This is a genomic window from Streptomyces sp. MBT53 (assembly GCF_016654115.1).
In the GTDB taxonomy this organism is placed as follows: domain Bacteria; phylum Actinomycetota; class Actinomycetes; order Streptomycetales; family Streptomycetaceae; genus Streptomyces.
In genome coordinates, this window is the sequence record NZ_JAEQAZ010000125.1 from 1 (window position 1) to 26,381 (window position 26,381).

25 protein-coding genes are annotated in these 26,381 nt (G+C 72.3%); 6 read left to right on the forward strand and 19 right to left on the reverse strand.

Annotation, left to right across the window (positions count from 1 at the left end; all coding sequences use genetic code 11):
• Positions 1 to 392 (forward strand): peptide deformylase (locus JHN45_RS34630; RefSeq protein ID WP_201053131.1); only part of this gene is annotated, 392 nt, incomplete at its 5' end.
• Between the two features lie 38 nt (positions 393 to 430).
• Here JHN45_RS34630 and JHN45_RS34635 read toward each other — a convergent pair.
• Positions 431 to 1,861, reverse strand: coding sequence for an NAD(P)/FAD-dependent oxidoreductase (locus JHN45_RS34635; RefSeq protein WP_201053132.1), 1,431 nt, complete (start codon positions 1,859 to 1,861; stop codon positions 431 to 433).
• Positions 1,862 to 1,983: 122 nt separating this feature from the next.
• Here JHN45_RS34635 and trxA point away from each other — a divergent pair, with 122 nt between their 5' ends.
• On the forward strand, positions 1,984 to 2,370 hold the full coding sequence (gene trxA / locus JHN45_RS34640; RefSeq protein WP_200715720.1) for a thioredoxin: 387 nt from the start codon (positions 1,984 to 1,986) through the stop codon (positions 2,368 to 2,370).
• 10 nt (positions 2,371 to 2,380) lie between these two features.
• Here trxA and JHN45_RS34645 read toward each other — a convergent pair whose 3' ends face one another.
• A complete protein-coding gene (locus JHN45_RS34645) occupies positions 2,381 to 3,817 on the reverse strand; it encodes a benzaldehyde dehydrogenase (RefSeq protein WP_201053134.1) in 1,437 nt (478 codons plus the stop codon).
• A gap of 198 nt (positions 3,818 to 4,015) precedes the next feature.
• A complete protein-coding gene (locus JHN45_RS34650; protein ID WP_236584443.1) occupies positions 4,016 to 5,050 on the reverse strand; it encodes a LacI family DNA-binding transcriptional regulator in 1,035 nt (344 codons plus the stop codon).
• A gap of 140 nt (positions 5,051 to 5,190) precedes the next feature.
• Between JHN45_RS34650 and JHN45_RS34655 the strand changes: the two genes are divergently transcribed.
• Complete coding sequence (locus JHN45_RS34655) at positions 5,191 to 5,865, forward strand: TetR/AcrR family transcriptional regulator (RefSeq protein ID WP_200715718.1); 675 nt, start codon at positions 5,191 to 5,193, stop codon at positions 5,863 to 5,865.
• Positions 5,866 to 5,898: 33 nt separating this feature from the next.
• Entirely contained in the window at positions 5,899 to 7,038 is a 1,140-nt protein-coding gene (locus JHN45_RS34660; protein WP_200715717.1) for an NAD(P)/FAD-dependent oxidoreductase, read from the forward strand.
• A 7-nt stretch (positions 7,039 to 7,045) separates the two neighbouring features.
• On the opposite strand, the gene JHN45_RS34665 is transcribed toward JHN45_RS34660, so the two are convergent.
• A complete protein-coding gene (locus tag JHN45_RS34665) occupies positions 7,046 to 7,726 on the reverse strand; it encodes a TetR/AcrR family transcriptional regulator (RefSeq protein ID WP_200715716.1) in 681 nt (226 codons plus the stop codon).
• A gap of 103 nt (positions 7,727 to 7,829) precedes the next feature.
• Here JHN45_RS34665 and JHN45_RS34670 point away from each other — a divergent pair, with 103 nt between their 5' ends.
• A complete protein-coding gene (locus tag JHN45_RS34670) occupies positions 7,830 to 8,393 on the forward strand; it encodes an NAD(P)H-dependent oxidoreductase (protein WP_200715715.1) in 564 nt (187 codons plus the stop codon).
• Between the two features lie 73 nt (positions 8,394 to 8,466).
• On the opposite strand, the gene JHN45_RS34675 is transcribed toward JHN45_RS34670, so the two are convergent.
• The 14 genes from JHN45_RS34675 to JHN45_RS34740 form a co-directional block, all read right to left on the reverse strand.
• A complete protein-coding gene (locus tag JHN45_RS34675) occupies positions 8,467 to 9,348 on the reverse strand; it encodes an LLM class F420-dependent oxidoreductase (RefSeq protein ID WP_200715714.1) in 882 nt (293 codons plus the stop codon).
• Between the two features lie 74 nt (positions 9,349 to 9,422).
• On the reverse strand, positions 9,423 to 10,370 hold the full coding sequence (locus JHN45_RS34680; RefSeq protein WP_200715713.1) for a TerC family protein: 948 nt from the start codon (positions 10,368 to 10,370) through the stop codon (positions 9,423 to 9,425).
• Positions 10,371 to 10,478: 108 nt separating this feature from the next.
• Entirely contained in the window at positions 10,479 to 11,177 is a 699-nt protein-coding gene (locus tag JHN45_RS34685; RefSeq protein WP_234469359.1) for an SDR family NAD(P)-dependent oxidoreductase, read from the reverse strand.
• A gap of 16 nt (positions 11,178 to 11,193) precedes the next feature.
• Positions 11,194 to 12,042 carry an isocitrate lyase/phosphoenolpyruvate mutase family protein gene (locus tag JHN45_RS34690; protein ID WP_200715712.1) on the reverse strand — a complete coding sequence of 283 codons (849 nt, stop codon included), beginning with the start codon at positions 12,040 to 12,042 and terminating at the stop codon, positions 11,194 to 11,196.
• 54 nt (positions 12,043 to 12,096) lie between these two features.
• Positions 12,097 to 12,939 (reverse strand): SDR family oxidoreductase, encoded by an 843-nt coding sequence (locus tag JHN45_RS34695; RefSeq protein ID WP_200715711.1) that lies wholly within the window; start codon positions 12,937 to 12,939, stop codon positions 12,097 to 12,099.
• 87 nt (positions 12,940 to 13,026) lie between these two features.
• Positions 13,027 to 14,382 carry an NAD(P)/FAD-dependent oxidoreductase gene (locus JHN45_RS34700; RefSeq protein WP_201053135.1) on the reverse strand — a complete coding sequence of 452 codons (1,356 nt, stop codon included), beginning with the start codon at positions 14,380 to 14,382 and terminating at the stop codon, positions 13,027 to 13,029.
• A gap of 127 nt (positions 14,383 to 14,509) precedes the next feature.
• Positions 14,510 to 16,303 carry an adenylosuccinate lyase family protein gene (locus tag JHN45_RS34705; RefSeq protein ID WP_200715709.1) on the reverse strand — a complete coding sequence of 598 codons (1,794 nt, stop codon included), beginning with the start codon at positions 16,301 to 16,303 and terminating at the stop codon, positions 14,510 to 14,512.
• 197 nt (positions 16,304 to 16,500) lie between these two features.
• Positions 16,501 to 18,462, reverse strand: coding sequence for an FAD/NAD(P)-binding domain-containing protein (locus JHN45_RS34710; protein ID WP_200715708.1), 1,962 nt, complete (start codon positions 18,460 to 18,462; stop codon positions 16,501 to 16,503).
• A gap of 76 nt (positions 18,463 to 18,538) precedes the next feature.
• Entirely contained in the window at positions 18,539 to 19,498 is a 960-nt protein-coding gene (locus JHN45_RS34715; protein ID WP_307783284.1) for a prephenate dehydrogenase, read from the reverse strand.
• 23 nt (positions 19,499 to 19,521) lie between these two features.
• A complete protein-coding gene (locus JHN45_RS34720; protein WP_200715707.1) occupies positions 19,522 to 20,436 on the reverse strand; it encodes a phytanoyl-CoA dioxygenase family protein in 915 nt (304 codons plus the stop codon).
• A 45-nt stretch (positions 20,437 to 20,481) separates the two neighbouring features.
• Entirely contained in the window at positions 20,482 to 21,549 is a 1,068-nt protein-coding gene (gene hppD / locus JHN45_RS34725) for a 4-hydroxyphenylpyruvate dioxygenase (protein ID WP_200715706.1), read from the reverse strand.
• Positions 21,550 to 21,611: 62 nt separating this feature from the next.
• Positions 21,612 to 22,883 carry a beta-ketoacyl synthase gene (locus JHN45_RS34730; protein ID WP_201053137.1) on the reverse strand — a complete coding sequence of 424 codons (1,272 nt, stop codon included), beginning with the start codon at positions 22,881 to 22,883 and terminating at the stop codon, positions 21,612 to 21,614.
• Positions 22,880 to 24,541, reverse strand: a complete 1,662-nt coding sequence (locus JHN45_RS34735) for a class I adenylate-forming enzyme family protein (protein ID WP_200715705.1) — start codon at positions 24,539 to 24,541, stop codon at positions 22,880 to 22,882. The genes JHN45_RS34730 and JHN45_RS34735 overlap by 4 nt, the downstream gene beginning before the upstream one ends.
• Before the next feature lie 47 nt (positions 24,542 to 24,588).
• Positions 24,589 to 24,858 (reverse strand): acyl carrier protein, encoded by a 270-nt coding sequence (locus tag JHN45_RS34740; protein ID WP_234469357.1) that lies wholly within the window; start codon positions 24,856 to 24,858, stop codon positions 24,589 to 24,591.
• Positions 24,859 to 24,930: 72 nt separating this feature from the next.
• On the opposite strand from JHN45_RS34740, the gene JHN45_RS34745 reads away from it, so the two are divergent.
• A complete protein-coding gene (locus JHN45_RS34745) occupies positions 24,931 to 25,707 on the forward strand; it encodes a 4'-phosphopantetheinyl transferase superfamily protein (RefSeq protein ID WP_201053145.1) in 777 nt (258 codons plus the stop codon).
• 10 nt (positions 25,708 to 25,717) lie between these two features.
• On the opposite strand, the gene JHN45_RS34750 is transcribed toward JHN45_RS34745, so the two are convergent.
• Positions 25,718 to 26,381 (reverse strand): AMP-binding protein (locus tag JHN45_RS34750; protein WP_201053147.1); only part of this gene is annotated, 664 nt, incomplete at its 5' end.

The window sequence follows — 26,381 nt, forward strand, 5'->3', positions numbered from 1 at the left end:
ACCCGGCGCCGGTGCCGGACGAGGTGCGGGTGGTGCGCGGGCGGGTGCCTCAGCCGTTCCGGGTGCTGGTCAATCCGTCGTACGAGCCGGTCGGTGACGGTCGGGCCGCGTTCTTCGAGGGGTGCCTGAGCGTGCCGGGCTGGCAGGCCGTGGTGGCGCGGCACGCGTCGGTGCGGCTCACGGGGCAGGACGAGTACGGGCGGGCGGTGGACGAGGTGTTCACCGGGTGGCCCGCGCGGATCGTGCAGCACGAGACGGATCATCTCGACGGGCTGCTCTACCTGGACCGGGCCGAGCTGCGGTCGTTGTCGTCGAACGAGGCGATGGCGGAGCGCTGGGCGCAGCCGACACCGGTCGAGGCGTCGGCTGCGCTCGGCTTCGAGCTGCCGTAGCGAAGCGGCTTTCAACTGCCGTAGGAATTCAGGGGTGTTCAGCCCCGGTAGGCCTCCAGCAGGCGGAGCCAGATCTCGCTGATCGTCGGGTAGGACGGGACCGCGTGCCAGAGGCGGTTGATCGGGACCTGGCCGACGACGGCGATGGTCGCGGAGTGGATCAGTTCGCCGACGCCGGGGCCCACGAAGGTGACGCCGCGCAGGGTCTCGTCGTCGAGGTCGACGATCATGCGGGCGCGGCCCCGGTAGCCGTCGGCGTAGAGGCCGGCGCCCGCGACCGAGGAGAACTCGACGTCGACGGCGCGGACGCGGTGGCCGGCCTGTTCCGCCTCGGCGAGGGAGAGGCCGACGGACGCCGCCTCGGGGTCGGTGAAGACGACCTGGGGTACGGCGTCGTGGTCGGCGGTGGCCGCGTGGGCGCCCCAGGGGTCGGTCTCCAGCAGCGGGACGCCTTCGGCGCGGGCGGCGATCGCGGCGCCCGCGATGCGTGCCTGGTACTTGCCCTGGTGGGTGAGGAGGGCGCGGTGGTTGACGTCGCCGACGGCGTACAGCCAGTCGCTGTCCTGGACGCGCAGGGAGTCTTCCACCGTCAGCCAGGAGCCGGGTTCCAGGCCGATCGTGTCGAGGCCGATGTCGTCGGTCTTCGGGGCGCGTCCGGTGGCGAAGAGGATCTCGTCGGCCTCGATGCGGTCGCCGCCGTCGGTGACGGCGACGACGGTGCCGTTCTCGCGGGTCACCGCCGTGACGGACGTGCCGGTGCGCAGGTCGACGCCCGCCTCGGTGAGCGCGTCGGCGACCAGTTCGCCGGCGAAGGGCTCCATGCGGGGCAGCAGGCCCTTGCCGCGGACGAGGAGGGTGACCCGGGAGCCCAACGCCTGCCAGGCGGTCGCCATTTCGACGGCCACGACTCCGCCGCCGACCACGATCAGCCGGCCGGGCGCGGCCTTGGCGCTGGTGGCCTCGCGGCTGGTCCAGGGCTTGACGTCGGCGAGTCCTGGCAGGTCGGGGAGGAGGGCGCGGGTGCCGGTGCACACGGCGACCGCGTGCCGGGCGGTGAGGACGTGCCGTATGCCGTCGGGGCCCGTCACCGTCACCTTGCGGGGGCCGTCGAGGCGGCCCTGGCCGCGGTAGAGGTCGGCGCCGATGCCGTCGAGCCAGCGGACCTGGCCGTCGTCCTTCCAGCCCGAGGCCTCGTAGTCGCGGTGGGCGAGCACCGCCGCGGTGTCGAGGGGGCCCTGGACGAGGTGGCCGAGGCCGGGCACGCGGCGGGCGTCGGCGCGGGCTATCACCGGGCGCAGCAGGGCCTTGCTGGGCATGCAGGCCCAGTACGAGCACTCGCCGCCGATGAGTTCGCTCTCCACGACCGCGGTGGAGAGACCGGCCGCACGGGTGCGGTCGGCGACGTTCTCCCCCACGGGCCCGGCCCCGACCACCACGACGTCGTACACGATGGATTCCGTTTCCGTCATGGGGCCAGTCTGCTGGGTGGTGTGCGCGGAGGCCACACGGGTAGGGGCGCGGAATACGGGCCCGGACGACCGTGTTGTCCGGGACGGCTTCGCCCCCACATCGAGGAAGAGGGAATCACGTCATGAGCAGCACCGTGGAGCTCACCAAGGAGAACTTCGACCAGACGGTCACGGACAACGACTTCGTCCTGATCGACTTCTGGGCGTCCTGGTGCGGGCCGTGCCGTCAGTTCGCCCCGGTCTACGAGAAGGCCGCCGAGGACAACCCGGACCTGGTCTTCGGCAAGATCGACACCGAGGCCCAGCCCGAGCTGGCGCAGGCCTTCGGCATCCAGTCGATCCCCACGCTGATGATCGTCCGTGACCGTGTCGCCGTGTTCGCCCAGCCCGGCGCGCTGCCGGAGGCCGCCCTGACGGACGTCATCGGCCAGGCCCGCAAGCTCGACATGGACGAGGTCCGCAAGTCGGTCGCCGAGCAGCAGGCGCAGGCCGAGCAGAACGGTCAGTAAGCAGCCCTTTCTAGAACGGGTACGACGCCACGTCCCCGCGCACCGTCGTCCAGCGCACGTCGGTGAAGGCCTCGATATTGGCCTCGCCGCCGAAGCGGGCGCCGGTGCCGGACGCGGCGACCCCACCGAAGGGCGCCACGGCCTCGTCGTTGACGGTCTGGTCGTTGATGTGGACGATCCCGGTGGGGATGCGTTCCGCCAGGTCCAGGCCGCGGGCCGCGTCGCGTGTGACGATGCCGAGCGAGAGACCGTACGGTCCGGTCGCGGCCAGGGCCGCCGCCTCCTCGGGGGTGGCGAAGGAGCGTACCGGTGCCACCGGGCCGAAGACCTCCTCCGCGTAGGCGGGGGTGTCGTCGACGACGCCCGCGAGGACGGTCGGCCGGTAGAAGAGGTTCTCGTGCGTGCCGCCCGCCGCGAGCCTGGCACCGCTCGCCGTACTGGCCTCGACCAGGCCGTGAATCTTGGCGAGTTGGGCCCCGTCGATGATCGGGCCCAGGTGGACCTGCGCGCGGTGCGGATCCCCCACGGCCAGCGACTCGGCCTTGGCGGCGAGGCGTTCGACGTACTCCTCGTAGAGCGACTCGTGGACGAGATGGCGGCCGGTCGTCATGCAGATCTGGCCCTGGTGGAAGAACGAGCCCCAGGCCGCCGTGGAGATCACCGCGTCCAGGTCGGCGTCCGCCAGCACGATCAGGGCCGAGTTCCCGCCCAACTCCAGGTGTGCGCGCTTGAGATGACGCCCCGCCGCCTCACCGACCGCGCGCCCGGCGGCAGTTGAGCCGGTGAAGGAGATGACGGGCACCTGGGGGTCCGCGACCAGCGCTGCCCCCACTTCGGCGCCGCCGGGCAGGACTTGGAGGAGTTCGTCGGGCAGGCCGGCCTCCGCGAAGACCGCCGCCAGGGCCAGTCCCCCGCAGACCGCGGTGCGCGGATCCGGTTTGAGGACGACCGCGTTGCCCAGTGCGAGTGCGGGGGCGACCGAGCGGATGGAGAGGATCAGCGGGGCGTTGAACGGCGCGATGACGCCGACGACCCCGACCGGGATACGCCGGGTGTAGGACAGGCGGGGCGCCTCCGAGGGGAGAACCTGGCCGGTGGGGCGGGAGGCGAGCGCGGCGGCCTCGTAGCACTCCTGGGCGGCGACGTGCAGTTCGAAGTCCGCCTTGCCGGGGATCGATCCGGACTCCCGGACCAGCCACTCGCGCAACTCCTCGGCGTGCGCGGCGAACAGGTCGCCGGCCCGGCGCAGCACTCCGGCGCGGACGAAGTGCGGGACGCGCGCCCACTCGGCCTGCGCGGCTCCGGCCGCCCGCACGGCGGGACGTATGTCCTCGGCGGCGGCGAGCGTGACGGTGGCGAGCTGGTCGCCGGTGGCGGGCTCGGTGACCGGGTACTCGGGGCCCGACAGCGGGCGGGACTGCCAGATCTTGGGGTCGAGCAGGGGCATGGCGGCTCTCCGATCCGTCAACGGCGGGACCCGCGTGGGCAGTTGGAGTCCCGGGTCGTGCGCGTGACGGGATGCGGTGATCCGGCGCAGACGTCAGGACCGCATCCGTGATCCAACGCACCCCCCGTCTGGTTGAGCACGCAACATTCTAGTCGGGTACGGCGCGTTCGCCCCCGGACCGCGGTCGCCGGATCCGGTTCAGCTGGAGTCGCGGTGCACCACGGAGGCGCCGAGCAGTTCGTGCACGCCCGGCACCGAGCCGGGGTCGCGGACCGCGTTGTCGACGAGTTCGGCGAGGTCGCTGCCGGACGGGAGCTGGATCTGGACGGTGCTCAGACGCGGCCGCAGCAGCCGCCCGATCATCAGGTCGTCGGCGCCGATCACGGCGGTGTCCTCGGGGATGCGGACGCCTTCGTCCTGGAGGGCGCGCATCAGCAGCATCGCGTACTCGTCGTTGTACGCGAACACCGCGTCGAGGCCGAGCGCGTCCCACTGGGCGGCGGTCTTGGCGGCGCTCTCCTCGCTGTAGGCGAGCGGGAGTTCGGTCACCGTGGCGTCCGTGCCGACCAGCGCGCGGCGCACTCCCGCGAGGCGGGGCCGGGAGAAGATCCCCATGCCCGGCTCCTCGGGCACGACCACGCCGATCCGGCGCCGGCCGCGGCCGTAGAGGTGCGTGCCGGCGGAGTGGCCGACGCCCTCGTGGTCCAGGAGCAGGACATGGGCGCCCTCGATCGGCTCGGGGCCGAGCGTGATGACGGCCCGCGCCCCGGAGCGCTTGAGGACCGCGACGCCCTGCGGGCCGAGTCCGGCGCCGGGCACCAGGACGGCGACCGGGCGCAGTTCGGCCCAGGCGCGGGCGGCCTCGTCGCCGCGCAGACCGACGGAACCGTGCTGGACGACCGTGTAGTCGAGGCGGCTGAGCGCCCACTGGAGTTCGTTGATGAACTTGCTGTAGAGGAGCCCCACTTGCATGGGCGGCGCCGGCATCAGCACCATCCGGCTGTGTCCGGCGCGCAGGCTGCGGGCCGCCGCGTGCGGGACGTACCCCAGTTCCTTGGCGGCCTCGTGGACGCGGCGACGGGTGGGCTCGCTGATCCGTACGGCGCTGGTGTTGTTGAGGACGTAGGAGACGGTCGCGCGTGAGACCCCGGCCAGGCGGGCCACATCGGCGCTCGTGGGCACGGAGCGCGGTGCGGGCGACGGGGCTGCGGGCGTATTCGGTATCTGCACCATGACGTACGGCATCTTGGCAGAAGCCCGGGGCGGGCAGCGCGGCGGGGGAACGGTCGTCACGACAGCAACATGGTCCGGAATTTTACGAACATGTTCGTCACGAACTTGTTCGGAGCGAACATGTTCGTTACCGTGGAGACATGACAGCTCGCCCCGACACCCCGCGCAGCCGCCGCGAACGCCCGGCGAAACCGGCCCTGAGCAGGGCGGCCATCGTCGCCGCCGCAGTTGCGGTGCTGCGCGCCGAAGGTCTGCAGAAGGTCACCATGCGGCGCCTGGCCCAGGAGCTCGACACCGGTCCGGCCTCGTTGTACGTGTACGTCCGCAACACCGCGGAACTGCACGCGGCCGTCCTGGACGAACTGCTCGGCACGATCGGGCCCGTCCCGGCCGAGGGCACCTGGCGCGAGCGCCTGGAGCAGATCCTCACCGCGTACACCGCGATGCTCTTCCAGCACCCGAGCCTCGCCCGTTCGGCACTGACGGCCTGGCCCAGCGGCCCGCACTACCTGAACCTGATCGAGACCCTGCTCGCGCTGCTCGACGAGGGAGGCGTTCCGCCCGCGCAGGCCGCGTGGGGTGTGGACCTGCTGCTCCAGCAGGCCACCGCGACGGCCGCCGAGCACTCGGCCGAGGACACCCCCCGGGACGACTGGGACGCCCTGACCGACGCCCTGCGCAACGTCTCCGACCGGACCCACCCGCACATCGCGGCCCGCTCCGCGGAGCTGCTGTCCGGAGCGGGCGAGGCCCGTCTGTCCTGGAGATTCCAGGCACTGATCGCCGGGATCGAGCGGACCGCCGTCCCCAACTGACCTTGTTTCAGAGACACTTCAAGGAGGCTCACCATGACCACCCCCCACCACCCCCTCGCGATCATCGGCGGCGGACTCGGCGGGCTCACGCTCGCCCGGGTCCTGCACGTCAACGGCGTCGAGGCCGCCGTCTTCGACCTGGACGCCTCCCCCGCCGCGCGCACCCAGGGCGGCATGCTCGACATCCACGAGGACTCGGGTCAGCCCGCGCTGCGTGCGGCCGGTCTGTACGAGGAGTTCCGCACGCTGGTCCACCCGGGCGGCGAGGCCACCCGCGTTCTCGACAAGGCGGCCACGGTCCTGCTGGACGATCCCGACGACGGCACCAGCGGGCGCCCCGAGGTCGAACGCGGGCAACTGCGCGACCTGCTGCTGAACTCCCTGCCCGAGGGCACCGTCCGCTGGGGCGCGAAAGTCACCGGCGCCCGCCCGCTGGACGGCGGCCGGCACGAGGTGACGCTCTCCGACGGCACCTCCTTCACCACCGATCTGCTGATCGGCGCGGACGGCGCCTGGTCCAAGGTGCGATCCCTGCTCTCGGACGCGCGGCCCGCGTACACCGGCGTTTCGTTCGTCGAGGTGGACCTGCCGGACGCCGACCTACGGCACCCGGTGAGCGCCGAGGTCGTCGGCGGCGGCATGCTGATGGCGCTCGGCGCGGGCAAGGGCTTCCTGGGCCACCGCGAGACCGACGGGAGCCTGCACATCTACGTGGCGCTCGCCGTGCCCGAGGACGCGTTCGACGGCGTCGACTTCACGGACACCGAGGCGGCGAAGGCGTACACGCTCGGGCACTTCGCGGACTGGGACAAGAGCCTGCGGGCGCTGCTCGGCGACGCGGACGGGCCACTGACCCCGCGGCGGATCCACGCGCTGCCGATCGGGCACCGCTGGGACCGGGTGCCCGGGGTCACGCTGCTGGGCGACGCGGCCCATCTGATGTCGCCGTTCGCGGGCGTCGGCGCCAACCTGGCGATGCTCGACGGTGCCGAACTGGGCCTCGCGCTGGCCGCGCACCCGGGCGACACCGAGGCCGCGCTCGCCGCCTACGAGGCGAAGCTGTTCCCGCGCAGCGAGGAGTCGGCGGCGGACTCGGCGGCCAACGGCGAGCTGATGTTCCGAGCCGACGCCCCGCAGGGCGTCCTCGACATGTTCGCCGGCCACCACGCCTGAGGCGGACTCAGCAGGGCGGCGGTGTGGCGGTCACACGGGCGACGAGGTCGACCCAGCCGGCCTCGAGACGCTCCATCGGCATCCCGCACTGCCTGGTCAGATGGTTGATCAGGGCGGGGTCGAGATAGGCCATGAGCGGCTGGGAGAGCAGTTCGCAGTCGGCGTCGGGCAGGATCTGCCGGAGCAGCATCGTGACGTGGGTGCGCAGTGCCAGGAGCGCAGTGTGGGAGAAGCGGCGGGCCGGGTCCGGCTGTGCCGCCAGTTGCAGGTCCAGCTGCTCCGCCGAGCGGTACAGGACCGCCACGCCGAACGCCCGCAGCCGCTCGACCGGGGGCGCTCCGGGGCCCAGCGGCGGCGGTCCGCCCATGAAATCGGCCTGGAGCGTCTTCGCCGAGTGGTCCAGCAGGGCCATCAGCAGGCCGGTGCGGTCGCCGAAGCGGCGGAAGACGGTCCCTTTGCCGACCTGGGCCGCGGTGGCCACGGCCTCCATGGTGACGCCGGCCACGCCGTGCTCCGCGATCAGGCGGGCGGCGGCCTCCAGCAGCTTGGCCCGGTTGCGGGCCGCGTCGGCGCGCAGGCACGGCTCGTCTCCGAAGGAGCGGACCTCCAGCAGCTGGGGTTCGCTTATGGACTCCTCGGGCTTCGGGAAGGGTGGCAGGGCGCTGGACATGAAGACAGCGTAAAGCACCGGGAACAAAACTGGACCGCGGTCCGCTTAGGCTGGTACAACTTTTAAACGGACCTCGGTCCGGATCGTTACAGCAGTGTTTCAGCCCCCCCTTGGAGTTCCCATGTCTGTTCGTATCCTCGCGCTCGTCGGCAGCCTGCGTGCCGGCTCGCACAACCGCCAGCTCGCCGAGGCCGCCGTGAAGTTCGCGCCCGAGGGCTCCGACATCGAGATCTTCGAGGGTCTCGCCGACATCCCGTTCTACAACGAGGACATCGACGTCGAGGGCGACGTCCCGGCCGCCGCCGCGAAGCTGCGTGCCGCCGCCGGTGCCGCGGACGGGTTCCTCTTCTTCTCCCCCGAGTACAACGGCACCATCCCGGCCGTCCTGAAGAACGCCATCGACTGGCTGTCCCGCCCCTACGGCGCCAGCGGCTTCGGCGGCAAGCCGGTCGTCGTGGTCGGCACCGCTTACGGCCAGTTCGGCGGCGTGTGGGCGCAGGACGAGGCCCGCAAGGCCGTGGGCATCGCCGGCGGCAAGGTGATCGAGGAGCTCAAGCTCTCGATCCCCGGCTCCGTGGTGCGCTTCGCCGAGACCCACCCGTCCGAGGACGCCGAGGTCGTCGCCCAGCTGACCGAGGTTCTCTCCCAGCTGAAGGGCCACGCGGGCGAGGCCGTCGCCGCCTGATCGAGGCATCCCGCAGAACCGTGAAAGGGGCCGGAGTTCATGTGAACTCCGGCCCATTTCACGTCAGTCGACGTCAGTCCAGCTGGGCCAGCCGCGGTACGGCCGGTGCCACGAACCGCTCGATCCACTCGGCCGGTTCGCCGGTGCGCGGGCCCAGGATCACCGTGTCGACGCCGAGCTTGGTGAAGCCGTCGATCTCCCCCAGGAACGCGTCGAGGTCGCCGGTGGTGACCGACTCGCCCATGTGGACGATCGTCTTGCGGATACGGTCGTAGTCGCGCCCCAGCCGGTCGCAGTGACCGCGCAGCACGTCGAGCTTGTGCCGCAGCTCGTCCGGTGTCGACACGATCAGGTTGCAGGCGTCGGCGTACTGGGCGACCAGCCGCAGGGTCTTCTTCTCGCCACTGCCGCCGATCATGATCTCGGGGTGCGGGCTGCTGACCGGCGCGGGCACGCACAGCGTCTCGGCCAGTTGGTAGTGCTCGCCCTCGAAGGGACCGTTGTTGTCCGGGTCCCACATCTGCAGGCAGATCCGCAGGGTCTCCTCCAGCCGCTCGAAACGCTCCGCGACCGGCGGGTAGTGCACGCCGAGACCGTGGTGCTCACGGTCGTACCAGGCGGCCCCGATACCGAGGGTGGCCCGGCCGCCGGAGAGCACGTCGAGGGTGGTGGCGATCTTCGCGAGCAGCCCCGGGTTCCGGTACGTCACACCGGTCACCAGTGCGCCGAGGCGGACGGTGGAGGTGTGGCCGGCCAGGAAGCCGAGGGTCGTGTAGGCCTCCAGCATGGGGTCCTCGGCGCCGCCGTTGAACTCCATCTGGAAGTAGTGGTCCATCACCGAGAGCCAGCTGACGCCCGCCGCCTCGGCCGCGGCGCCCGCGGCGGCCAGCTCGGGCCCGATCGCCGCGGGCCCTCCGGGATGGTTGAACCGGTTGATGTGCACACCGACCCGCATGTCCGACTCCGTTTCGCAGTTCCCCCGGACCTTCACCGTCCTTCGTGACGGTAGGTCTTCGAGCGTTCTCGAAGTCAAGCGCTTTGCGTCCTCGTGGCGCGCAGGCTGGTGAACGTCGTCACCGCGAGCACCAGCACGATGAAGCCGAGGGAGAAGGGGATGGAGATCTGCGGGACGTGCACGCCGGACTCGTGCAGGGCGTGCAGCACCAGCTTGACGCCGATGAACCCGAGGATGATCGACAGGCCGTAGCTGAGGTGGACGAGTTTCTTCAGCAGGCCGCCGATGAGGAAGTAGAGCTGGCGCAGGCCCATCAGGGCGAAGGCGTTGGCGGTGAAGACGATGTACGGGTCCTGGGTGAGGCCGTAGATCGCGGGGATCGAGTCGAGCGCGAAGAGGACGTCGGTGGAGCCGATGGCGAGCATCACGACCAGCATCGGGGTCATGATCCGCTTGCCGTTCTCCGTGATGAACAGCTTGGTGCCGTGGTAGCGGTCGGCCACGCCGAAGCGGCGTTCGGCGATCTTGAGGAGCTTGTTCTCCTCGTAGTCCTCCTCGTGTCCGCCCTTGCGGGCGTCCTGGACCAGCTTCCAGGCGGTCCAGATCAGGAACGCGCCGAAGAGGTAGAACACCCAGGAGAACGTGGAGATGATGGCGGCGCCGGCCGCGATGAAGCCCGCGCGCAGCACCAGGGCGACGAGGACGCCGACCATCAGGACGCGCTGCTGGTACTGGGAGGGCACCGCGAACTTGCCCATGATCAGCACGAACACGAAGAGGTTGTCGACGCTCAGCGACTTCTCCGTGATGTACCCGGCGAAGAACTCGCCCGTGGGCCCGCTGCCGCCGAAGATCAGCAGCCCGAGCCCGAACAGGCAGGCCAGGACGACCCAGACCACGGTCCAGGTGCCCGCCTCTCGGATCGACACGTCATGGGGCTTGCGGCCGATGAGGAAGTCGACGCCGACGAGGGCGCACAGCGCCGCGATCGTCAACAGCCAGACGGTGAGGGAGATGTTCACTGGTGCTCCTGGGGCGGACGGGAGATCGACTTCGTCGTCGACTGTGCATCCCTTCCACCGCCAGGAGCTGAACAAAAAGTGAGGACATCGCGTGTACGGCAACCGCTCTCAGGCCGCGAAGCCCGGCGGGTAGCCCTCCGGGCCGAGGCCCAGGTAGAGATCGTTGAGGCGGGTGTTGGCGGGCAGGTCGAGTGCGGTGAGGATCAGCCCCGCGACCTCGTCCGGCTGGTTGAGGGTCTCCGGCCGGTACGGGAAGCCGAAGCCCTCCCGGACAGCCCGCTGCATGGGCGTGGCCACGCACGCGGGGAAGACGGACGTCACGCGTACGCCGTTGCCCGCCTCCTCGCCGCGCAGTGACTCCGCCAGCGCCTTGAGGCCGAACTTGCTCGCGGCGTAGGCCGACCAGTAGGGCTTGGCGGTCGGACCGGCCCAGAAGTTGAGGAAGACGACGTGGCCGTGGGCCGCGCGCAGCGCCGGCAGGGTGACGCGGGTCAGCTCGGCCGGGCCGGTGAGGTTGACGGCGAGCTGGGCCGCCCAGGAGTCGGGGGTCGCGTGCTCCAGGCCGGCGAGGTGGATGACTCCCGCCGCGTGGATCACCGCGTCGAGCCGTTCGAGCCCGGCCTCCCGTACCGCGGGCTCGATGGACGCGGGGTCGGTGAAGTCCAGCACGAGCGGGCGGGCGTCGAGCCGCTTGAGCCGCTCCGCGTCCCGGCCCACGGCCACCACCTCGTCGCCGCGGGCCCGCAGCAGGCGGACGAGTTCGGAGCCGATGCCGCCGGTCGCACCGCTGACCATGATCAGTGCCATGTCCGCTGCCTCTTCCTCACTGGTCCGACGAGAAACGGGGGAACGTGTTCAGCTCGAACACGTTGAGCGCGCCGACACCACTCTCGTAGGTGCCCTCGGTCAGCAGCTCGCGCGTCGCGCGGTCCGCCGCCGTGTAGGCCACCTGCGCCAGCGCCGTGCCCACGCTGATCCTGCGTACGCCCGTCGCCCTCAGGTCGGCGACGGTGGGGCCGCCCGGCCACGCCATGACGCTGATCGGCAGCGGCGCCTCGGCCACCAGGCGGCTCAGGGTGCCCGGGTCGAGGAGCAGCGGTACGAACAGCACGTCGGCGCCCGCCTCGGCGTAGGCCTTGGCCCGCTCCAGCACGAGGTCGAAGCGTTCGTCCGGCTCGCCCACCTGGGCCATGTACACATCGGTGCGGGCGTTGATCACGAGGTCGGGCACGCCCGCCTCGGCGGCAGCGGCGCGGGCCGCCGCGATCCGTTCGGCCTGGGCGGGCGGGGCGATCAGGCGTGCGCCGTCCGGGCCGGGGGCGTCCTCCAGGTTGACGCCGACGGCGCCCGCCCGCGCGACCTCGGTGACGGTGCGGGCCACGTCCTGGGCGGTCGGGCCGTAGCCGGCCTCGATGTCGGCGGTGACCGGGATGTCCACGGCACCGGCGATCCGGCCGACGGCCGCGACCATCTCGTCCCGGGTCAGCCGTTGACCGTCCGGGCGGCCCAGGGACCAGGAGACGCCGGCGCTGGTGGAGCCGACGGCGGTGGCGCCGGCGCGTTCCATCACCACGGCGCTGCAGGCGTCCCAGGCGTTGGGCAGTACGAGCAGCTCGCCCTCGGCGTGGAACGAACGGAACAGGGTGGCCTTGGCGTTGAGGGGGTGTGCCATGGCGGATACCTCGGCAATCGTGCGGTCGGTGGGTGGATGCGGGGGCGGTGCGGGTCAGGCCGGGAGGTCGGCGTCCGTGGAGAGCGCGATGTCCTTCTGCTCCTCCAGTGAGCCGAGCCTGCGGCGAAGGGCGTCCTGGACGAGGGCGAACGCGTCGCTGCCCAGCACCAGCCGCAGCGGGGCCCGTTCCAGGTCGGCCAGGTCGGCGACGGCCCGGGCGACCTTGCCCGGATCGCCGGCGGCGGGGACGGCGCCCTGCTCGATCACCTGGCGGATCACCGCGGCCGGGGTGCCGGCGTAGGCCTCCAGCGGTGCGGCCGAGTCTCCGCTGCGACCGGCGAAGTCGGTGCGGACGGTGCCGGGTTCGACCAGCGTGACCTGGACACCGAACGGCTCGACCTCGGAGCGCAGGGCCTCGAAGAAGCCCTCCACGCCCCACTTGGACGCGTGGTAGAGGCTCAGATGGGGCAGCGTGGTCAGTCCGCCGACGCTGGAGATCTGCACGAACCGGCCGCCGCCCTGGGCGCGCAACTGGGGCAGCACGGCACGGGCCAGCCTGATGGGGCCGAGCAGATTGGTGCCGAGCTGCCGCTCGATCTGCTCCTCGGTGACCTCCTCGGCGGCGCCGAACAGGCCGTATCCGGCGTTGCTGACCACCACGTCGATGCGCCCGAACGCGTCGCGGGTGCGCTCCACCGCCCGTGTGATGCCCGCGGGGTCGGTCATGTCCAGGGTGAGCGGCAGCAGCCGGTCACCCGCCGTCCCGGCGAGCGGGGCCAGCGCCCCGGGGGTACGGACCGTGGCCGCGACCCGGTCCCCGCGCTCCAGCACGGTTTCGGCCAGGGCACGCCCGATGCCGGTCGACGTGCCCGTGATCAACCATGTGCGGTCCGGCATCTTCGAAGCCTCCTGTGCGTTGCCGCCTGTCTGACTGGCACCTGCATGTTTCCATAGAATACGAACGGTCGGTCGTGCTTTTTTAGCCTATCGGCCACTCGGCAGCGCGGACCGGCGCCGGGGTGCGCGCAGTGCGCGGAGCAGGATCGAGGGCCGGCGCAGCGCCTGCGGGCCGGTGCGCATGTTCACGACGTCCAGGAACATCCGGTGCACCTCCATGTCGGTGATGCAGCCGTCGATCAGCCGGTCCCGCACATACAGCTGCGCTTTCTGACTCACCGTCAACTTCCCTGCCACGTGCGGCAGAAGCAGATCCTGCTCGGCCGAGGTCTTCCAGGCGTTGTCCACCACGGCGGTGACCTTTCTGAAGTACGGCCCGGCGGGACGGCGCAGATCGGGAGCGGACCGCAGCCACTGGTCGAGCGCCTCGGCGTGCAGGGCCGCGGCGGTCATGCCCTGGCCGTAGACCGGGTTGAACGAGGCCACCGCGTCGCCCAGCGCGACGAGCCCGGCCGGAAAGCGCTCCAGGAGGTGGAAGTCCCGGCGGACACTGGCCGGAAAGCGATAGACGGCCACGTCTCCGAGCGGCTCGCAGTCGCGCACCAGTTCCCGCATCGGCGGCACGTCCGCCAGACAGCGCGCCACGAACTCGTCGTAGCAGCGCCCCGGCCGGTCGTCGGCGAAGCCCGTCGTCAGGGCGATCCAGCGGCCGTCCTCGACCGGGCTGAGGGAGCTGGCACCCGGTTTCCCGGAGCGCAGGGTGCGGGTGGAGTGCGCGGCGCGGACGCCGGCCAGCCGCTGTCCGGGCTCCCGGCGGAACAGACAGGTCGCGTAGCCGATGTCCGAGCCCACCCGGCGGCGGGGCGGTGCCTCGAAGCCGCCCTCCCGCAGCCAGTCGCCGAGCCGGCTCGACCGTCCGGTGGCGTCCACGACCAGATCGGCGGCGAGCCGTTCCGAGCCGTCGGGGCCTCCCGCGCCGCTGTCGTCCACCCGGGCGATCCGCACCCCGTCCACCCGGCCGGCAGTGAAGGTGAGGCCGGCCACGCGGGCCCGCAGCGACCGCACCCTCGGCAGGGCGAGCACCGCGCGGCACAGATGCCATTCGAGGAACGGGCGGGTCATGCTCAGCATGTCGTCGCCCGGCACCGCCACCCGGCGCAGCCCGTCGGCGTACCAGCCGCCGTCCCGTTCGAAGTCGAGCAGTTCCGCGCCGTCGCCGATCATCTCGTCGAACAGCCCGGGAAAGAGGTCGTCGAGGATCTGCCGGCCGCGGCCCAGCAGGATGTGGGCGTGCGCGCTCTGCGGCACGCCGCGCCGTTGCCGCGGCCGGTCCGGCTCGATGTCGTCGGGTTCGAGGACGATCACGTCGTCGGCGTGGTCGTTCAGCACCCGGGCCGCGAGCAGGCCCGCCATACCACCGCCGAGAACCAACGCAGTGCGCATACAAGCTCCTTGAGCAGTCCCGGCCGTACCGGGAGATGTGGTGTCGGTTTCCCTTCGTCCCCCTGCTTGTCCCGCGTGGTCTGCCGGACCGGCCTCACCTCCGGTCCGGGTGGTGCGTGCCCTCGTCTCAGTTGTCGGCGGCCGTGCGGGCGCCGTGCGGTCCCCACCGCAGTGCCCGGTCGACCAGTTCGCCGGCCATCCCCGTGTAGTGCGCCGGATCCAGCAGCTCCGCCACCTGTTCCTCCGTGAGCACCCCGGCCAGCTCCGGGGCCCCGGCGAGTTCCTCGGCGAAGGGGCGGCCCCGGTCGACGGCCCGCAGCGCGGCGCGGCTCACCACGTCCTTGGCGGTGACCTTGCCGAGGACCGGGGCCAGGACCACCGCGAGCCGCTCGGAGACGACGAGCCCGCCGGTCAGACCGAGGTTGTCGCGCATCCGGTCCGGGAACACCCGGAGCCCCTCGACCAGTTCACGGGCGGTGGCCGCGGCTCCGCCGGTCAGCCGCAGACAGTCGCGCAGCGGCAGCCACTCGGCGTGCCAGGCACCGGCCGAGCGCTCGTCCTCGGACAGCATCGCCTGGGCGAGCACCGAGGCTGCCGCGGGCACCTGGAGCGCGGCGGCCCGCACCAGGGTGGCCAGCGCGGGATTCCGCTTGTGCGGCATGGCCGAGGACACGCCCCGGCCGGCCGCGGCCGGTTCGGCCACCTCCGCCGTCTCGGTGCGCGACAGGCTCTGCACGTCCACCGCGATCTTCCCCAACACACCTGCTGTGAGGGCGAGTTCGGCGGCCAGCGCGGCGACCGGGGTCCGTTCGGTGTGCCAGGGCAGCACGGGCTCGGCGAGCCCGGTCTGGCGGGCGTACTCGGCGAGGAGCCGCGTGGTGAAACGCGCCGCGTCGAAACCTTCCGCACTGCCGGGACCGTGCGGATCGGGCGTGCCGTCCGTACCGTCCGGCCCCCCTGCCGCTCGTCCGCCGTCCAGGCGGGCGTACTCCGCGTACCCCGCCAACGTGCCTGCCGCGCCGCCGAGTTGGACCGGGAGGCGCTCCGCGCGCAGTGCCCGCAGGCGGTCCGCCGCCTGTGTCACGCCCCGGTGCCAGCCCGCCGCCTTGAGGCCGAAGGTGACGGGTACGGCGTGCAGGGCGAGGGTCCGCCCCGGCATGACCGTGTCGCGGTGCGCGGCCGCCAGCCGCCGCAGCGCCGCCGCCGTGCCGTCGAGGTCGGCGATCAGCGGGCCCAGGGTGCGGTGGGCCACCAGCATCGCCGCGGTGTCCATGATGTCCTGGCTGGTGGACCCGCGGTGCACGTACTCCGCGGCGCCCGCGTCCTCGGCGGCCACCACCTCGGTGAACGCCCGCACCAGCGCCACCACGGGGTTCGCCGCGCCGCGCGCCTGCCGGGCGATCGCGACCGGGTCCAGGTACTCGGCCCGGGCCAGCCCGGTGATCGTCCGGGCCGCCCTCTCGGGTACGACACCGAGCGCCGCCTGGGCCCGCACGAGCGCGGCCTCCGCGTCCAACAAGGCCTGCAGCCAAGCCTCGTCGGAGGTGGCAGCGGCGGCCACGGTACCCGCCGACACCGGACTGAGCAGCCCGGCGTCGAGGCTGGCGCCGAGCCGGGCGGGGCCCGCGCTACGGCCCGCTCCGAGCTCCGAGCCCACGCCGAGCCCCGCGTTGGAGCCCACGCCGGGGCCTCCTTCCAACTGCGGCTCCTTGCCTGCGTCGCGGCCCGCACCGAGCCTTGCGGTGCGGCCCGCGCCGAGGGCTCCTTCGGGCTCAGACTCCGAGCCCACGTCGAGGCCCACGTCGGAGTCCGCGTCGAGACCTGCTTCCGACTGCGGGTCCTTGCCCGCGTCGCGGCCCGCACCGAGCCTTGCGGTCGGGCCCCCGCCGAGGCCCCCTTCGGGCTCAGGCTCCGAACCCATACCGAGCCCCATTTGGGAGCCCGCGCCCAGACCCGTTTCCGACTCCGGCTCGGGGCTCACGCCAAGCCCCACATCGGAGCCCACGCCGAGGCCTCCTTCCGACGCCACCCCCGAGTCCGCACCGAGCCCCGCAGGGGAGCCCGCGTCGAAACTCGCGTCGACCCCCGCCCCCGTGGGCGCCCCGCGCCTCATCGCCGTCACGGCACGACCACCTCCGCGTTCTCGATGCTCGGGTTCGGCGCCGTGCCGAGGAGGAGCAGGGTGCGGGCCAGGGCGTCGGCGTCGCCCAGGGTGACCGAGTTGACGCCGGGGCGGATGCCCGCCGCCGTCGCCCAGTGGACGGACTCGGTGGGGACGCCGTACGCGAACCTTCTCGGGTGGGGTGCTCCCCGGGCGTCCAGCAGGTGGAAGGGGCAGGGGGAGACAGCGAGGCCGCCGGTCTCGTAGTGGACTCCGTCGTCGCCGGTGAGGACGTGCGGCCGGCACTGGCCCTGTTCCAGGAGGGAGGTGAGGAGCGGGTCGGCGGTGGTGCGCAGGTCCACGGCCGGCAGTCGGGCGTCGACCAGTACGTTCGCCTCGCACCGGGAGCCGGGCACCCGTGCCGAGTCCAGCACGAACACCCCGTTCTCGGCGTCCTGTCGCGCGGTCGTGTCCGGGCCGAGCACCCGCAGGACGCCCGCCTCGATGAGTGCGACGGCCTCCTCGATGCGCCGGGCCGGCGGGCCGATCGACAGGAACGCGTTGAGCGGTGTGTACCAGCCGTCGAGGTCGTCACGGTGGGACGAACCGGCGAGGCCGCCGTGGTCCACCAGCAGACGTACCTCGTTGCGTACGTCGCGCAGCACGTCGAGCGCGGCCTTGAGCGGGCCGTCCACGTTGCCGGCGAGGGCCGCGTCCACGTCCGCGCGCAGATAGCCGAGGAGCCAGTCCTGGAAGTCGCGCGGCGAGGCGAAGGACTGCCCCTCGAAGGGGCGGGCCACACGCTCCCAGTCCCAGCGGTCGGCCGGGCCGATGCCGGCCGCGGCGAGTGCGCGGGACTCCTCCGTGCTGCCCGCGGGTGCGGCCGGGTACTCCGCGCGCAGCCGTTCGGCCTCTTCCGTACGGCCACGGGCCGTGAGCAGGGTCGTGTAGTAGACGGTCTCGACCTCCTTGGCGACCAGCGGCCAGATCGCGGTGCGGAAGTCCAGGCCGCGTCCGGTCTCGGACCGGGTGCGCAAATCCTTGATGACCTCCGGGGTCAGCAGGAGAGGGGTGTGGCGGCCGTGCGGGCCCTTCTGGTTCTCGCCGCGCGCGTGGAACGGCAGTCCCCGGCGGGAGCCGGCGCTCAGCCTCGGTTCCAGGCCGGAGGGGACGTAGACGAGCCGTCCTTCGCGTCGCCGGTAGGTGCCGCCCCTGCCCTCGGTGAACAGGGCCATGTAGTCGAAGAAGTTGAGGCCGAGGCCCAGCAGGGCGACGTGGTCGTCGGAGCGGATGTCGGAGAGGTCCACGTCGGCCGGGTTGGCCGGCGGGATGTAGCGCAGGCCGTGCCGGTCGGCGAAGGCCGTGAGTCGCCGCTCGCGGGTGGTGGAGCGGAGCGGCAGATGTCCCTGGGCCATCACGACGGCGTGCAGGCCGGTCAGCACGATGCCGTTCTCCAGCCGTGCCCACTGGCTGCCGCCGGGGCTCTCGTCGCGCAGCGCGACCGCTCTGGCCCGGTGGACGACGACGGTCACCTGTCGTGGGGCGGTGTTCCGTACCCGCTGGAACACCCACCCCAGGTAGTACCCGCAGAAGGCGCGGGTGGGGTAGGAGTCGGGGGTCAGGGCGCGGGCCTCGGCGAGCACGGACTCCGGGCAGTCCGGGCCGTCCTCGTCCTCCAGGCCGAGCGCGAGGAAGCGGGCCCACTCGTACAGGCTGGGGCCCTGGACCAGCGGGCCCGCCATCTCCACGCTCTCGTCGGTGAACACGGTGGTCTGGGACGCCACGGTGTTGGTGAGCAGCCGCCGGGGCTGGGTGGTGCGCCAGACCCGCCCGGCGCCGGGCGGGAAGGGGTCCACGACGTGCACGGTGACGTCCGTGCCGGGTGCGACCTCCTCCGCGTTGGCGCAGATCCGTTCGAGCACCGCGAGCCCGCGGGGGCCCGCGCCGATCAGGCAGACGTCTAACCGTCGGGTGTTCATGGGTCGGTCTCCACTGGGTTGTGGGTCGTCGGGGTCTCCCCGGTGGTCCTCTGCCGTGGCGCGGGCCGTTCGGGTGTCACCTGCGCAGGGCGGGGACGGACAGGACGGGCGGGTCCGGCACGTGATCGTCGTCGTGCGGCCTGCCGTCCGTGCCGTCGGTCTCCGCGGCGGCGGTGTGCGGTGCGGGCGGGTCGAGCCGTTCCCTGCCCTCGATGCCGCGGGCGAGGGCGGACCGCAGGGTGGCCACGGCCTCCTCCCCCGCCGTTCCGTCGAGGCCCAGCCGGTCGAGTGCGGCCAGGACCTCGCCGAGGTCGGCGGTCAGGTCGCTCAGCACGGTGTGCACGGCTTCCGCGTTGCTGCCGAGGATGTCCGTCCACAGTTCGACGTCGCCCGCGGCGATCCGGGTGGTGTCCCGCAGTCCTCTGCCCGCCAGTTGGAGCTGGTCGGCGCCGGCGTCGGTGAGCCGGGCGGCCAGCAGGCTGGAGACCAGGTGCGGGGTGTGCGAGACGAGTGCCACCGCGCGGTCGTGCTCGGCGTGGTCCATCAACAGCGGCCGGGCGCCGCACAGTTGGACCAGTTGCTGGGTGCGTCCGAGCGCGGCGTCCCCGGAGTGCCGGGAGGGGGTGAGCACCCAGGGGCGGTCGCGGAAGAGGTCGCCCCTGGCCGCCGCGGGCCCGGACCGTTCGCTGCCGGCCATCGGGTGTCCGCCGACGAACCGGGTGAGGTCGCAGCCGGCCGCGGTCATCTCGCGGTGCGGTCCGCCCTTGACGCTGGCCACGTCGGTGTAGCTCTCGGCGAGGTCCCGGCCCTGCCATTCGGCGAGCGCGTCGGCCGTGCCGCTCGGTGGGACCGCGAGTACGGCCAACTCCACCCGTTCGCGGGGCAGTTGGGCGATTCCCGCACCGATTGCCTCGGCGGTGCGCGCCACCTCGGGGACCCGGTCCACGAGGTAGGTGGTCACCCCCCGGGCCCGCAGCGCGAGGGCCACCGAGGTGCCGATCATTCCGGTGCCGACCACGACGGCGGTACGCAACACGGTCTTCTCCCGTGGGCCGCCGGTCAGGAGCGCCACAGCACCGGGCAGTACTCGGGGTCGGCGTAGTCGGGCGTACCCGCGGCGGTGCGCCGGACCAGCACATCGTGGTTGTACGACACCGACGAGCCGTCGGAGCGGCGGAAGTCCTGGTAGCGGTTGGCACCGTCCTGGAGGTGCAGGGAGACGGCGCGGCGCGGGCGGTCGGCGCGGTTGGCCCCGCTGCCGTGGTACGTGCGGCAGTGGTGGAAGCTCATGTGGCCGCGCGGGATGTTCATCGGGACCTTGCGGACCTCGGCGTTGTTGAACGCCGCGTTCTCGTCCAGCATCGCGTCCAGCTGGCTGCGGTCGCGCTCGGCGAAGTGCAGCGAGGTGTGGTCGTTGGCCGAGGTCTCCTTCCAGCGGTGGCTGCCGTCCACCATGGTGATGGTGCCGAGCTGTTCGTCGCAGTCGTGGAAGGGGATGAAGGCGGTCAGCATGTTCTCGGACGTGCAGTTGGCCCAGTAGTGCTTGTCGAAGTGCCAGGGCACGACGTTGCTCTGCTCCTCGGGCCGCGGTGGCTTGAGGATGAGGGTCGACTGGAACAGCCGTATCTCCTCGGCCTCGGCGAGCCTGGCGGCGACCGCCCCGATCAGCGGCTTGCGCAGGACGCGGCCGATCGTGTCGTCCTCGTAGTGGATGTAGTCGTTGTGCCGCTGCACGGATCCGGCCGAGGGCTCCCAGTAGGCGAGCTTGGGCGGGCGGGCCGGCAGGGTGCGGTCGCGGTGGCCGTCGTAGAAGCGTCCACTGGCGTCGACGAGTTGTTGCGTCTCCTCGTCGGTGAGGAGCTTCTTCGACAGGTACCAGCCGTGTTCGAGGTAGTGGTCGACATCGGTATCGGTGGGCAGTAACGCACGTTCCGCGTCGGTGAGTTCGAAGCGGTTCGGTTCCTCGGGGTTCACAGTTCTTCTCCAGTGTGGGACATGCGGGTGTCGGGGACCGGCCGGTCAGACCCGGGCGGTCTCCTCGCGGGCGACGGCCTCGTAGAGGGCCTTGATGTTGCCGCTGCCGAAGGTGCGGGCGCCGTGCCGGTCGATGACCTCCCAGAAGAAGGTCTGGCGTACGTGCATGGAGCGGGCGAAGATCTGGAAGACCTGGCCCCAGTGGTCGCGGTCGACCAGGACGTTGGTCCGGCGCAGGTCGTCCAGGCGCAGGTCGGTGCGGCCCAGGCGCTGTTCGAGCTCGTCGTAGTAGCTCGCGGGTGTGTCGAGGAAGGGGACACCGCGGCTCTTCAGCGTCTCGACGGTGGCGATGATGTCGTCGCTGAGGAGCGCGAGGTGCTGTACTCCGGCGCCGCCGTGGCGGGCGATGAAGTCGTCGATCTGGCCGGGGCGGCGGTCCGGCACGGGCTGGATCAGGGTGAAGGTGACCTTCCCCGACGGGCTCTGGACCACCTTCGAGTCCATGGCCTGTTCGCCGACCTCGATGAACTCCTCGAAGATCTGGGAGAAACCGAAGACCTTCTCGTAGAAGGCGACGGTCGCGTCCAGCTGCCCGGCGGGCAGGCAGACCGCCGCGTGGTCGACGACGCTGATCAGTGCCTCGGGTCCGTCGGGGTCGGCGGCGAACACGTCCATGACGCCGGGCAGGAACTCGGTCCGGTCGCCGACGCGTTGGACGAAGGTGTGGGTGACGTCGCCGAAGCCCGCCACCGTGGCGGTGGTGACCTCGGTGCCGCAGCGGGCGTGGGTGACGGGTTCCGCCACCGAGACGGCGCCCGCGCGGACCGCTTCGGTGTGCGCCCGGACGGCGTCGCCCACCTCGAAGGCGATGCCGGCGACTCCGTCGCCGTGCCGGCTGACGAAGTCGGCGACCGGGTGGTCGGCGGTCAGCGCCGAGGTGAGCACGATCCAGGTGCCGCCCTGGCTCAGCAGCAGTGAACGGCGGCCGTCCAGGCCGGTGTCCGGGCCTGCCTGGCCCACCAGCCGGAATCCGAAGGCGGTGCAGAGGGAGAACGCCCATTGCTGGGCATCCCCGACGTAGAACTCGACATGGTCGATGCCGTCGATGTTCACGGAACGTCCTTTCGCGTTACGGGTCTTCTGCTCGGTCGTGACGTGCTGGGCCGGTCGCGGTGTCAGCGTCCGCGCCGGGTGCGGGAGCCGGCCCGGCCGAGGAGCAGGCTCACGTTGTGTCCGCCGAACGCGAAGGAGTTCGACAGCACCGCCTCCGTCCCGCTCGGCCGGGCGGTGCCGCGCACATGGTCGAGTTCGCAGTCGGGCGCCACCTCCTCCAGGTTGTGCGTGGGAGGCAGCCGGCCGGTGCTCAGGGCGAGCGCGCACACGGCCGCCTCGACGGCGCCCGCGCCGCCCAGCAGATGGCCGGTCATCGACTTCGAGCTGCTGACGGCGGGGCCGCCGTCGGCGCCGAAGACGGTGCGCACCGCGCGGGCCTCGGCGATGTCGCCGAGCTTGGTGGCGGTGCCGTGCGCGTTGACGTAGCCGATGTCGTCGGGTGTCAGCCCGCCGTTCGCCAGGGCGGCCCGCATGCTCTGGACCGCGCCCTCGCCGTCGGGCCGTGGCGCGGTCGGTTTGAACGCGTCGGTGGAGACGCCCCAGCCGAGCAGGTCGGCGTAGCCTGCGGCGCCCCGGGCGTCGGCGAACGCGGTGCGCTCGACGACGAGCACTCCGGCGCCCTCGGAGAGGACGAAGCCGTTGCGCCGCCGGTCGAACGGGCGGCTGGCGGCCGTCGGGTCCTCCCAGCCGTGGGCGAGCGCCCTGGCGTGTTTGAAGGCGAGCGCGGAGGTCGGGTTGAGCGGTGCCTCGGTGCCGCCGCAGACCACCACGTCGGCCTCGCCGTAGCGGATCAGCCGGGCCGCCTCGACGACCGCGTGCGCGCCGGCCGCGCAGGCGGTCGCCATGGCCGAACTCCAGCCCCGGATGCCGTACTTGATGGCGATCCGGGCCGCCGCCATGTTCGGCAGCATGCCGGGCAGCAGATACGGGCTGACGGCCGTGGGGCCGCGTTCGCGCCGGGCGTGGGCCTGTTCCTCGTAGGTGGTGAGGCCGCCGGCGCCGCTGGAGAGCACGACGGCCACCCGGGTCGGGTCGACGTCGGTGCCGATGCGCAGGCCGGAGTCCTCGATGGCCTCGGCCGCGGCGGCCAGCGCCATCAGGGCGTACCGGTCGACCATGCGTTCGCCGCGCGGGAGCACCTCGGTCGACTCCAGGTCCGGGGCGATGCCCGCCACGTCCAGGGAGCCGGCCAGCAGGTGCCCCTCGGGCGGTGCGGTCAGCCCGGACTTGCCGCTGCACAGCGCGTCGAAGGTCTCGGCGGCGCCCCGGCCCAGGGAGGTGAAGGTCCCCAGGCCGGTGACGGTGGCGCCGTGGGCGGTGAGGGACCGGCTCATGAGGCGCGCACCGTCCCGTCACCGGTGCGCGGCTGCCCGGTCCCGACCCGCTCGCCCGCCAGGAACCGTTCACGCAGCAGAACCTTGCGGACCTTTCCGGTGGGGCCGAGCGGGATGAGTTCCGGGTCGACCACGACGACCCGGTCCACGGTGGCGGCCACATGGTCCTCCAGCGCGGCGAGAACCTCCGCCGTGCGGTCGGCCTCGCGGTCCGCCTTGTCGGCCAGGATCAGCAGCACGGTGGTGGTGACCCGGTCGCCCTCGCGCACGGCGAGGACCGTGCACTCCAGGACGTCCGCGCAGTCGGCGAGCACGCGTTCCTCGCTCATCGCGGTGAACAGCCGCCCGCCGTCCGGGAGTTCTACGGCGTCCACGGCGCGGTCCACGTGGTAGTACCAGCCGTCCTCGTCACGGAGGACGAGGTCCCCGGTGAGGAAGAAGCCGTTCCTGCGGGTCCGGTAGGTGGTCGTCGAGTCGTTCCAGTAACCCAGTGACAGCGTCGGCGCGTTGATGCCGAGCTGGCCGACCTCGCCGGGTCCGAGCGGCTCGCAGTCCTCGTCGAGGACGGCGACCGTGGAGAAGGCGTGCGGGCGGCCGATGCAGCGGCCGTAGCGGTCGGTGGTGGGGGTGTGGGTGATGAAGAACTGCGAGTGGCCCATCTCGGTCGAGCCGAGGCCGTCCACGAAGTGGGAGCCCTTGGTCCGGGCGATGCCGTTCGGGGTCAGCGACATACGACTGCCCACCGCGACCAGCCGCCGGATGTGCGCCTCGTGGGCGCAGTCACCGGTGTTCCACCACACGCTGATCGAGTCGAGGTCCCACTGGGAGAGGTCCTCGCCCGCGAGTTCCGACCAGGTGGCGGCGAAGCCGAGCACGCTCTGCGGCTTCCAGCGCTCGACGGCCTCCAGGACGGTGGTGCCGCTCTGTTCGGAGAGCACGGCCAGCTGGACCCGGTTGCACAGGGCCAGGTTCACCGCGATCACCATGGCCGCGTGCGCGGTCGGCAGGGCGGCGAGCATCCGGTCCAGGCCCTGTCCCTTGGGCAGGGTCAGGCGGTGCCTGATGGACGCGAAGAGGCTGTGGTGGGAGTGGGCGACGGCCTTCGGCAGGCCGGTGGTGCCCGACGAGTGCGTGATGACCACGGGTTCGTCGGCGTGGTGCCGGTAGACCGGCGGGGCCTCGGCGGGATTTCCCCCGCCGAGCTCGGACACGTCGGCCAGCAGGGGCGTTTCGAGTCCGTGCGGGGCCAGTTCGGCGCGGTGCGCCGCGTCGGTGAGGACTCCGGTGGCGCGCAGCCGCCGGATGTACTCGACCGCGGTGGCCCCGGGCACCTTCGCGTTGATCAGGGCCGGGATGGCGCCGATGCGGGCCAGGGCGAGATAGCTGAGGACCATGTCGGCACCGGTGCTGACATAGACGGCCACGCAGTCGCGCGGGGCGATGTCCAGGGCGTTGAGGGCGGCGGCGCGGGCCGCCACCCGCTGGTCCAGTTCGTGCAGGGTGAGCGCCTGCCAGGCGGGGTGGCCGTCGACGTCCGTGTCGAACGTCAGGGTCGGACGGTCGAGGCCTGTCCCCCGGCCGGCCAGGGAGGTGAGTACGTTGCCTATGCCGAGTTCCTGGTCGGCCGCGAGCTGGGCGCGGTCGTTGGTGGGTTTCATCCGGGCGGCTCCTCTGGTGCCGGGACTGGTGACGGGAAGTGCCCGGTTCAGTCGGAGAGGGCGGCGGAGGCGGCGGCGCGCTTGATGATCTCGTCGACGAGACCGGAGATCGTCAGCAGCGCGACGCTCTCCATCTCGTCCTCCTCGAAGCGGACGCCGTAGGTGTCCTCCACCTGGATCGCGATCTCGGCCACGGAAAGAGACTCCAAATCCAGCCCGGACGGGCCGAGAGGGCTGTCTACGGTCACGTCGGACACGTCGTAGTTCATGGTCGACAGGGCGTCGAGGATGAACTTGGTGACCTCGTCCTTCTGCATGTGCTTGACTCCGATCTCATGGGGGAACAGCCGGGCTTGGACCCGGTTCCGGTGTGGGTGTTGTGGTCTGAGGTGGACGGTGACGCCCGGCTCGCGGCACGCTCTCTCGCCGTGCGGAGCGCGGCCGGGCTGCTGGGTGTCGGGCCGTCCGAGGTGTGGGTGTCCCACGCCGCGAGCGGCCGTCCCCTGCTGGACGGTGCGGGCCGCGGAACACGGGTGAGTGTCAGTCACGGCCGGGGTGCGGTGGCCGTCGCGCTGTGTCGGTCTCCGCGCGTCGACCTGGGCGTTGATGTGGAGCCGGTCAGGCCGCTGGCGGCGCTGGCCGTGGCGCGTGGTTATCTGGCGCCCGCCGAGGCGGACTGGCTGGGCGGTCTCGCCGCGGTCGAACGCGACCGGGCGTTCCTGTGGTTGTGGACGCAGAAGGAGGCGGTGGGCAAGGCCCTCGGACTGGGCCTCCGCTCGGGCGGGATGAGCCGCCCGATGCCACTGCCGACGGCGTGGCCACCGCCGGGAAACGGCGGGGTCGCGCTGCCCACGGGGTGGCCACCGTCCGACGACGGCCACAGACCGCCACCCGCGGAGGGGCCACCGCCGATCGCCGGCCTCGCACCGTCACTCGCGAAGGGGCCACCGTCCATCGACGGCCTCCTCCAACCACCCACGGAGTGGCCACCGTCGGCCGTCGGCCTCGTCACTCCCATCCCGCTGCCGGGCGACCCGGCGACCTCCTCCGCGGCCGTCTTCGTGGGCGACGGCCGACACGTGGTGGGAGTGGCGGTGCGGGGCACGGACGGCCTGCCGGAGCGGGTGTCGGTCCGGGTGGCGCACTGCGCGGCGGATGCCGGTTGACGCCGGCCGGTCAGCGCTCCACCGCCGCGCGGCTGAGATCCTCGCCGGTGACGCCGGCCCCGGTCACGGCCACGTAGGCCTCGATGCCCGAGCCGTGCACCACGACGGCCTCACGGACTCCCGGCAGTCCGCTGATGAGTGCCTCGACCTCGGTGAGGTCGACCTTGAGTCCGCCGACGGAGACCTGTTGGTCGAGACGGCCGTGCACGGTCAGCAGGCCGGTGCCGGGGTCGATGGTCCCGGCGTCCTTGGTGCGCAGCCGGCCGTCGACGTAGCGCTTCGGGTCGGTGCGGCCGACGTAGGGGCTGGCGGGCAGGTGGAGCAGGATCTCGCCGTCGGCGATCTCCACGGTCATGCCGGGGGCCGGGGTGAGGCCGGGGCGGGTGGTGCCGAGAAGGTCGGTCGCGATCATTCCGGCCTCGGTCATGCCGTACATGCCGCCGAGCGGGACGCCGTAGCGGCTGGTGAACAGTTGCCAGGTCTCCGGCTTGACGGTCTCGCCGCCGGTGATCATGCCGGTGAGCTGCGGAAGGGCGGGGGGTGACTTCACCAGGGCGAGGAGGGCGGCCTGGGACGGTACGCCGAGCAGGGTGGTGGGGGCGGGGTCCGCCGCCACCGCGCCGTGGATGGAGTCGACGGTGTGGCTGCTCGGCAGGGTCAGCGGGATCCGGTTG

What these genes read in the sequence shown, in the direction of transcription:
- JHN45_RS34655 (WP_200715718.1), top strand. Translation starts at nt 5,191, where the DNA reads ATGACAGCTCGCCCCGACACCCCGCGCAGCCGCCGCGAACGCCCGGCG.
- JHN45_RS34730 (WP_201053137.1), bottom strand. Translation starts at nt 22,883, where the DNA reads ATGAGCCGGTCCCTCACCGCCCACGGCGCCACCGTCACCGGCCTGGGG.
- JHN45_RS34710 (WP_200715708.1), bottom strand. Translation starts at nt 18,462, where the DNA reads ATGAACACCCGACGGTTAGACGTCTGCCTGATCGGCGCGGGCCCCCGC.
- JHN45_RS34660 (WP_200715717.1), top strand. Translation starts at nt 5,899, where the DNA reads ATGACCACCCCCCACCACCCCCTCGCGATCATCGGCGGCGGACTCGGC.
- JHN45_RS34675 (WP_200715714.1), bottom strand. Translation starts at nt 9,348, where the DNA reads ATGCGGGTCGGTGTGCACATCAACCGGTTCAACCATCCCGGAGGGCCC.
- JHN45_RS34690 (WP_200715712.1), bottom strand. Translation starts at nt 12,042, where the DNA reads ATGGCACACCCCCTCAACGCCAAGGCCACCCTGTTCCGTTCGTTCCAC.
- JHN45_RS34700 (WP_201053135.1), bottom strand. Translation starts at nt 14,382, where the DNA reads ATGCGCACTGCGTTGGTTCTCGGCGGTGGTATGGCGGGCCTGCTCGCG.
- JHN45_RS34695 (WP_200715711.1), bottom strand. Translation starts at nt 12,939, where the DNA reads ATGCCGGACCGCACATGGTTGATCACGGGCACGTCGACCGGCATCGGG.
- JHN45_RS34705 (WP_200715709.1), bottom strand. Translation starts at nt 16,303, where the DNA reads ATGGGTTCGGAGCCTGAGCCCGAAGGGGGCCTCGGCGGGGGCCCGACC.
- JHN45_RS34645 (WP_201053134.1), bottom strand. Translation starts at nt 3,817, where the DNA reads ATGCCCCTGCTCGACCCCAAGATCTGGCAGTCCCGCCCGCTGTCGGGC.
- JHN45_RS34650 (WP_236584443.1), bottom strand. Translation starts at nt 5,050, where the DNA reads ATGGTGCAGATACCGAATACGCCCGCAGCCCCGTCGCCCGCACCGCGC.
- trxA (WP_200715720.1), top strand. Translation starts at nt 1,984, where the DNA reads ATGAGCAGCACCGTGGAGCTCACCAAGGAGAACTTCGACCAGACGGTC.
- JHN45_RS34685 (WP_234469359.1), bottom strand. Translation starts at nt 11,177, where the DNA reads ATGGCACTGATCATGGTCAGCGGTGCGACCGGCGGCATCGGCTCCGAA.
- JHN45_RS34740 (WP_234469357.1), bottom strand. Translation starts at nt 24,858, where the DNA reads ATGCAGAAGGACGAGGTCACCAAGTTCATCCTCGACGCCCTGTCGACC.
- JHN45_RS34635 (WP_201053132.1), bottom strand. Translation starts at nt 1,861, where the DNA reads ATGACGGAAACGGAATCCATCGTGTACGACGTCGTGGTGGTCGGGGCC.
- JHN45_RS34670 (WP_200715715.1), top strand. Translation starts at nt 7,830, where the DNA reads ATGTCTGTTCGTATCCTCGCGCTCGTCGGCAGCCTGCGTGCCGGCTCG.
- JHN45_RS34735 (WP_200715705.1), bottom strand. Translation starts at nt 24,541, where the DNA reads ATGAAACCCACCAACGACCGCGCCCAGCTCGCGGCCGACCAGGAACTC.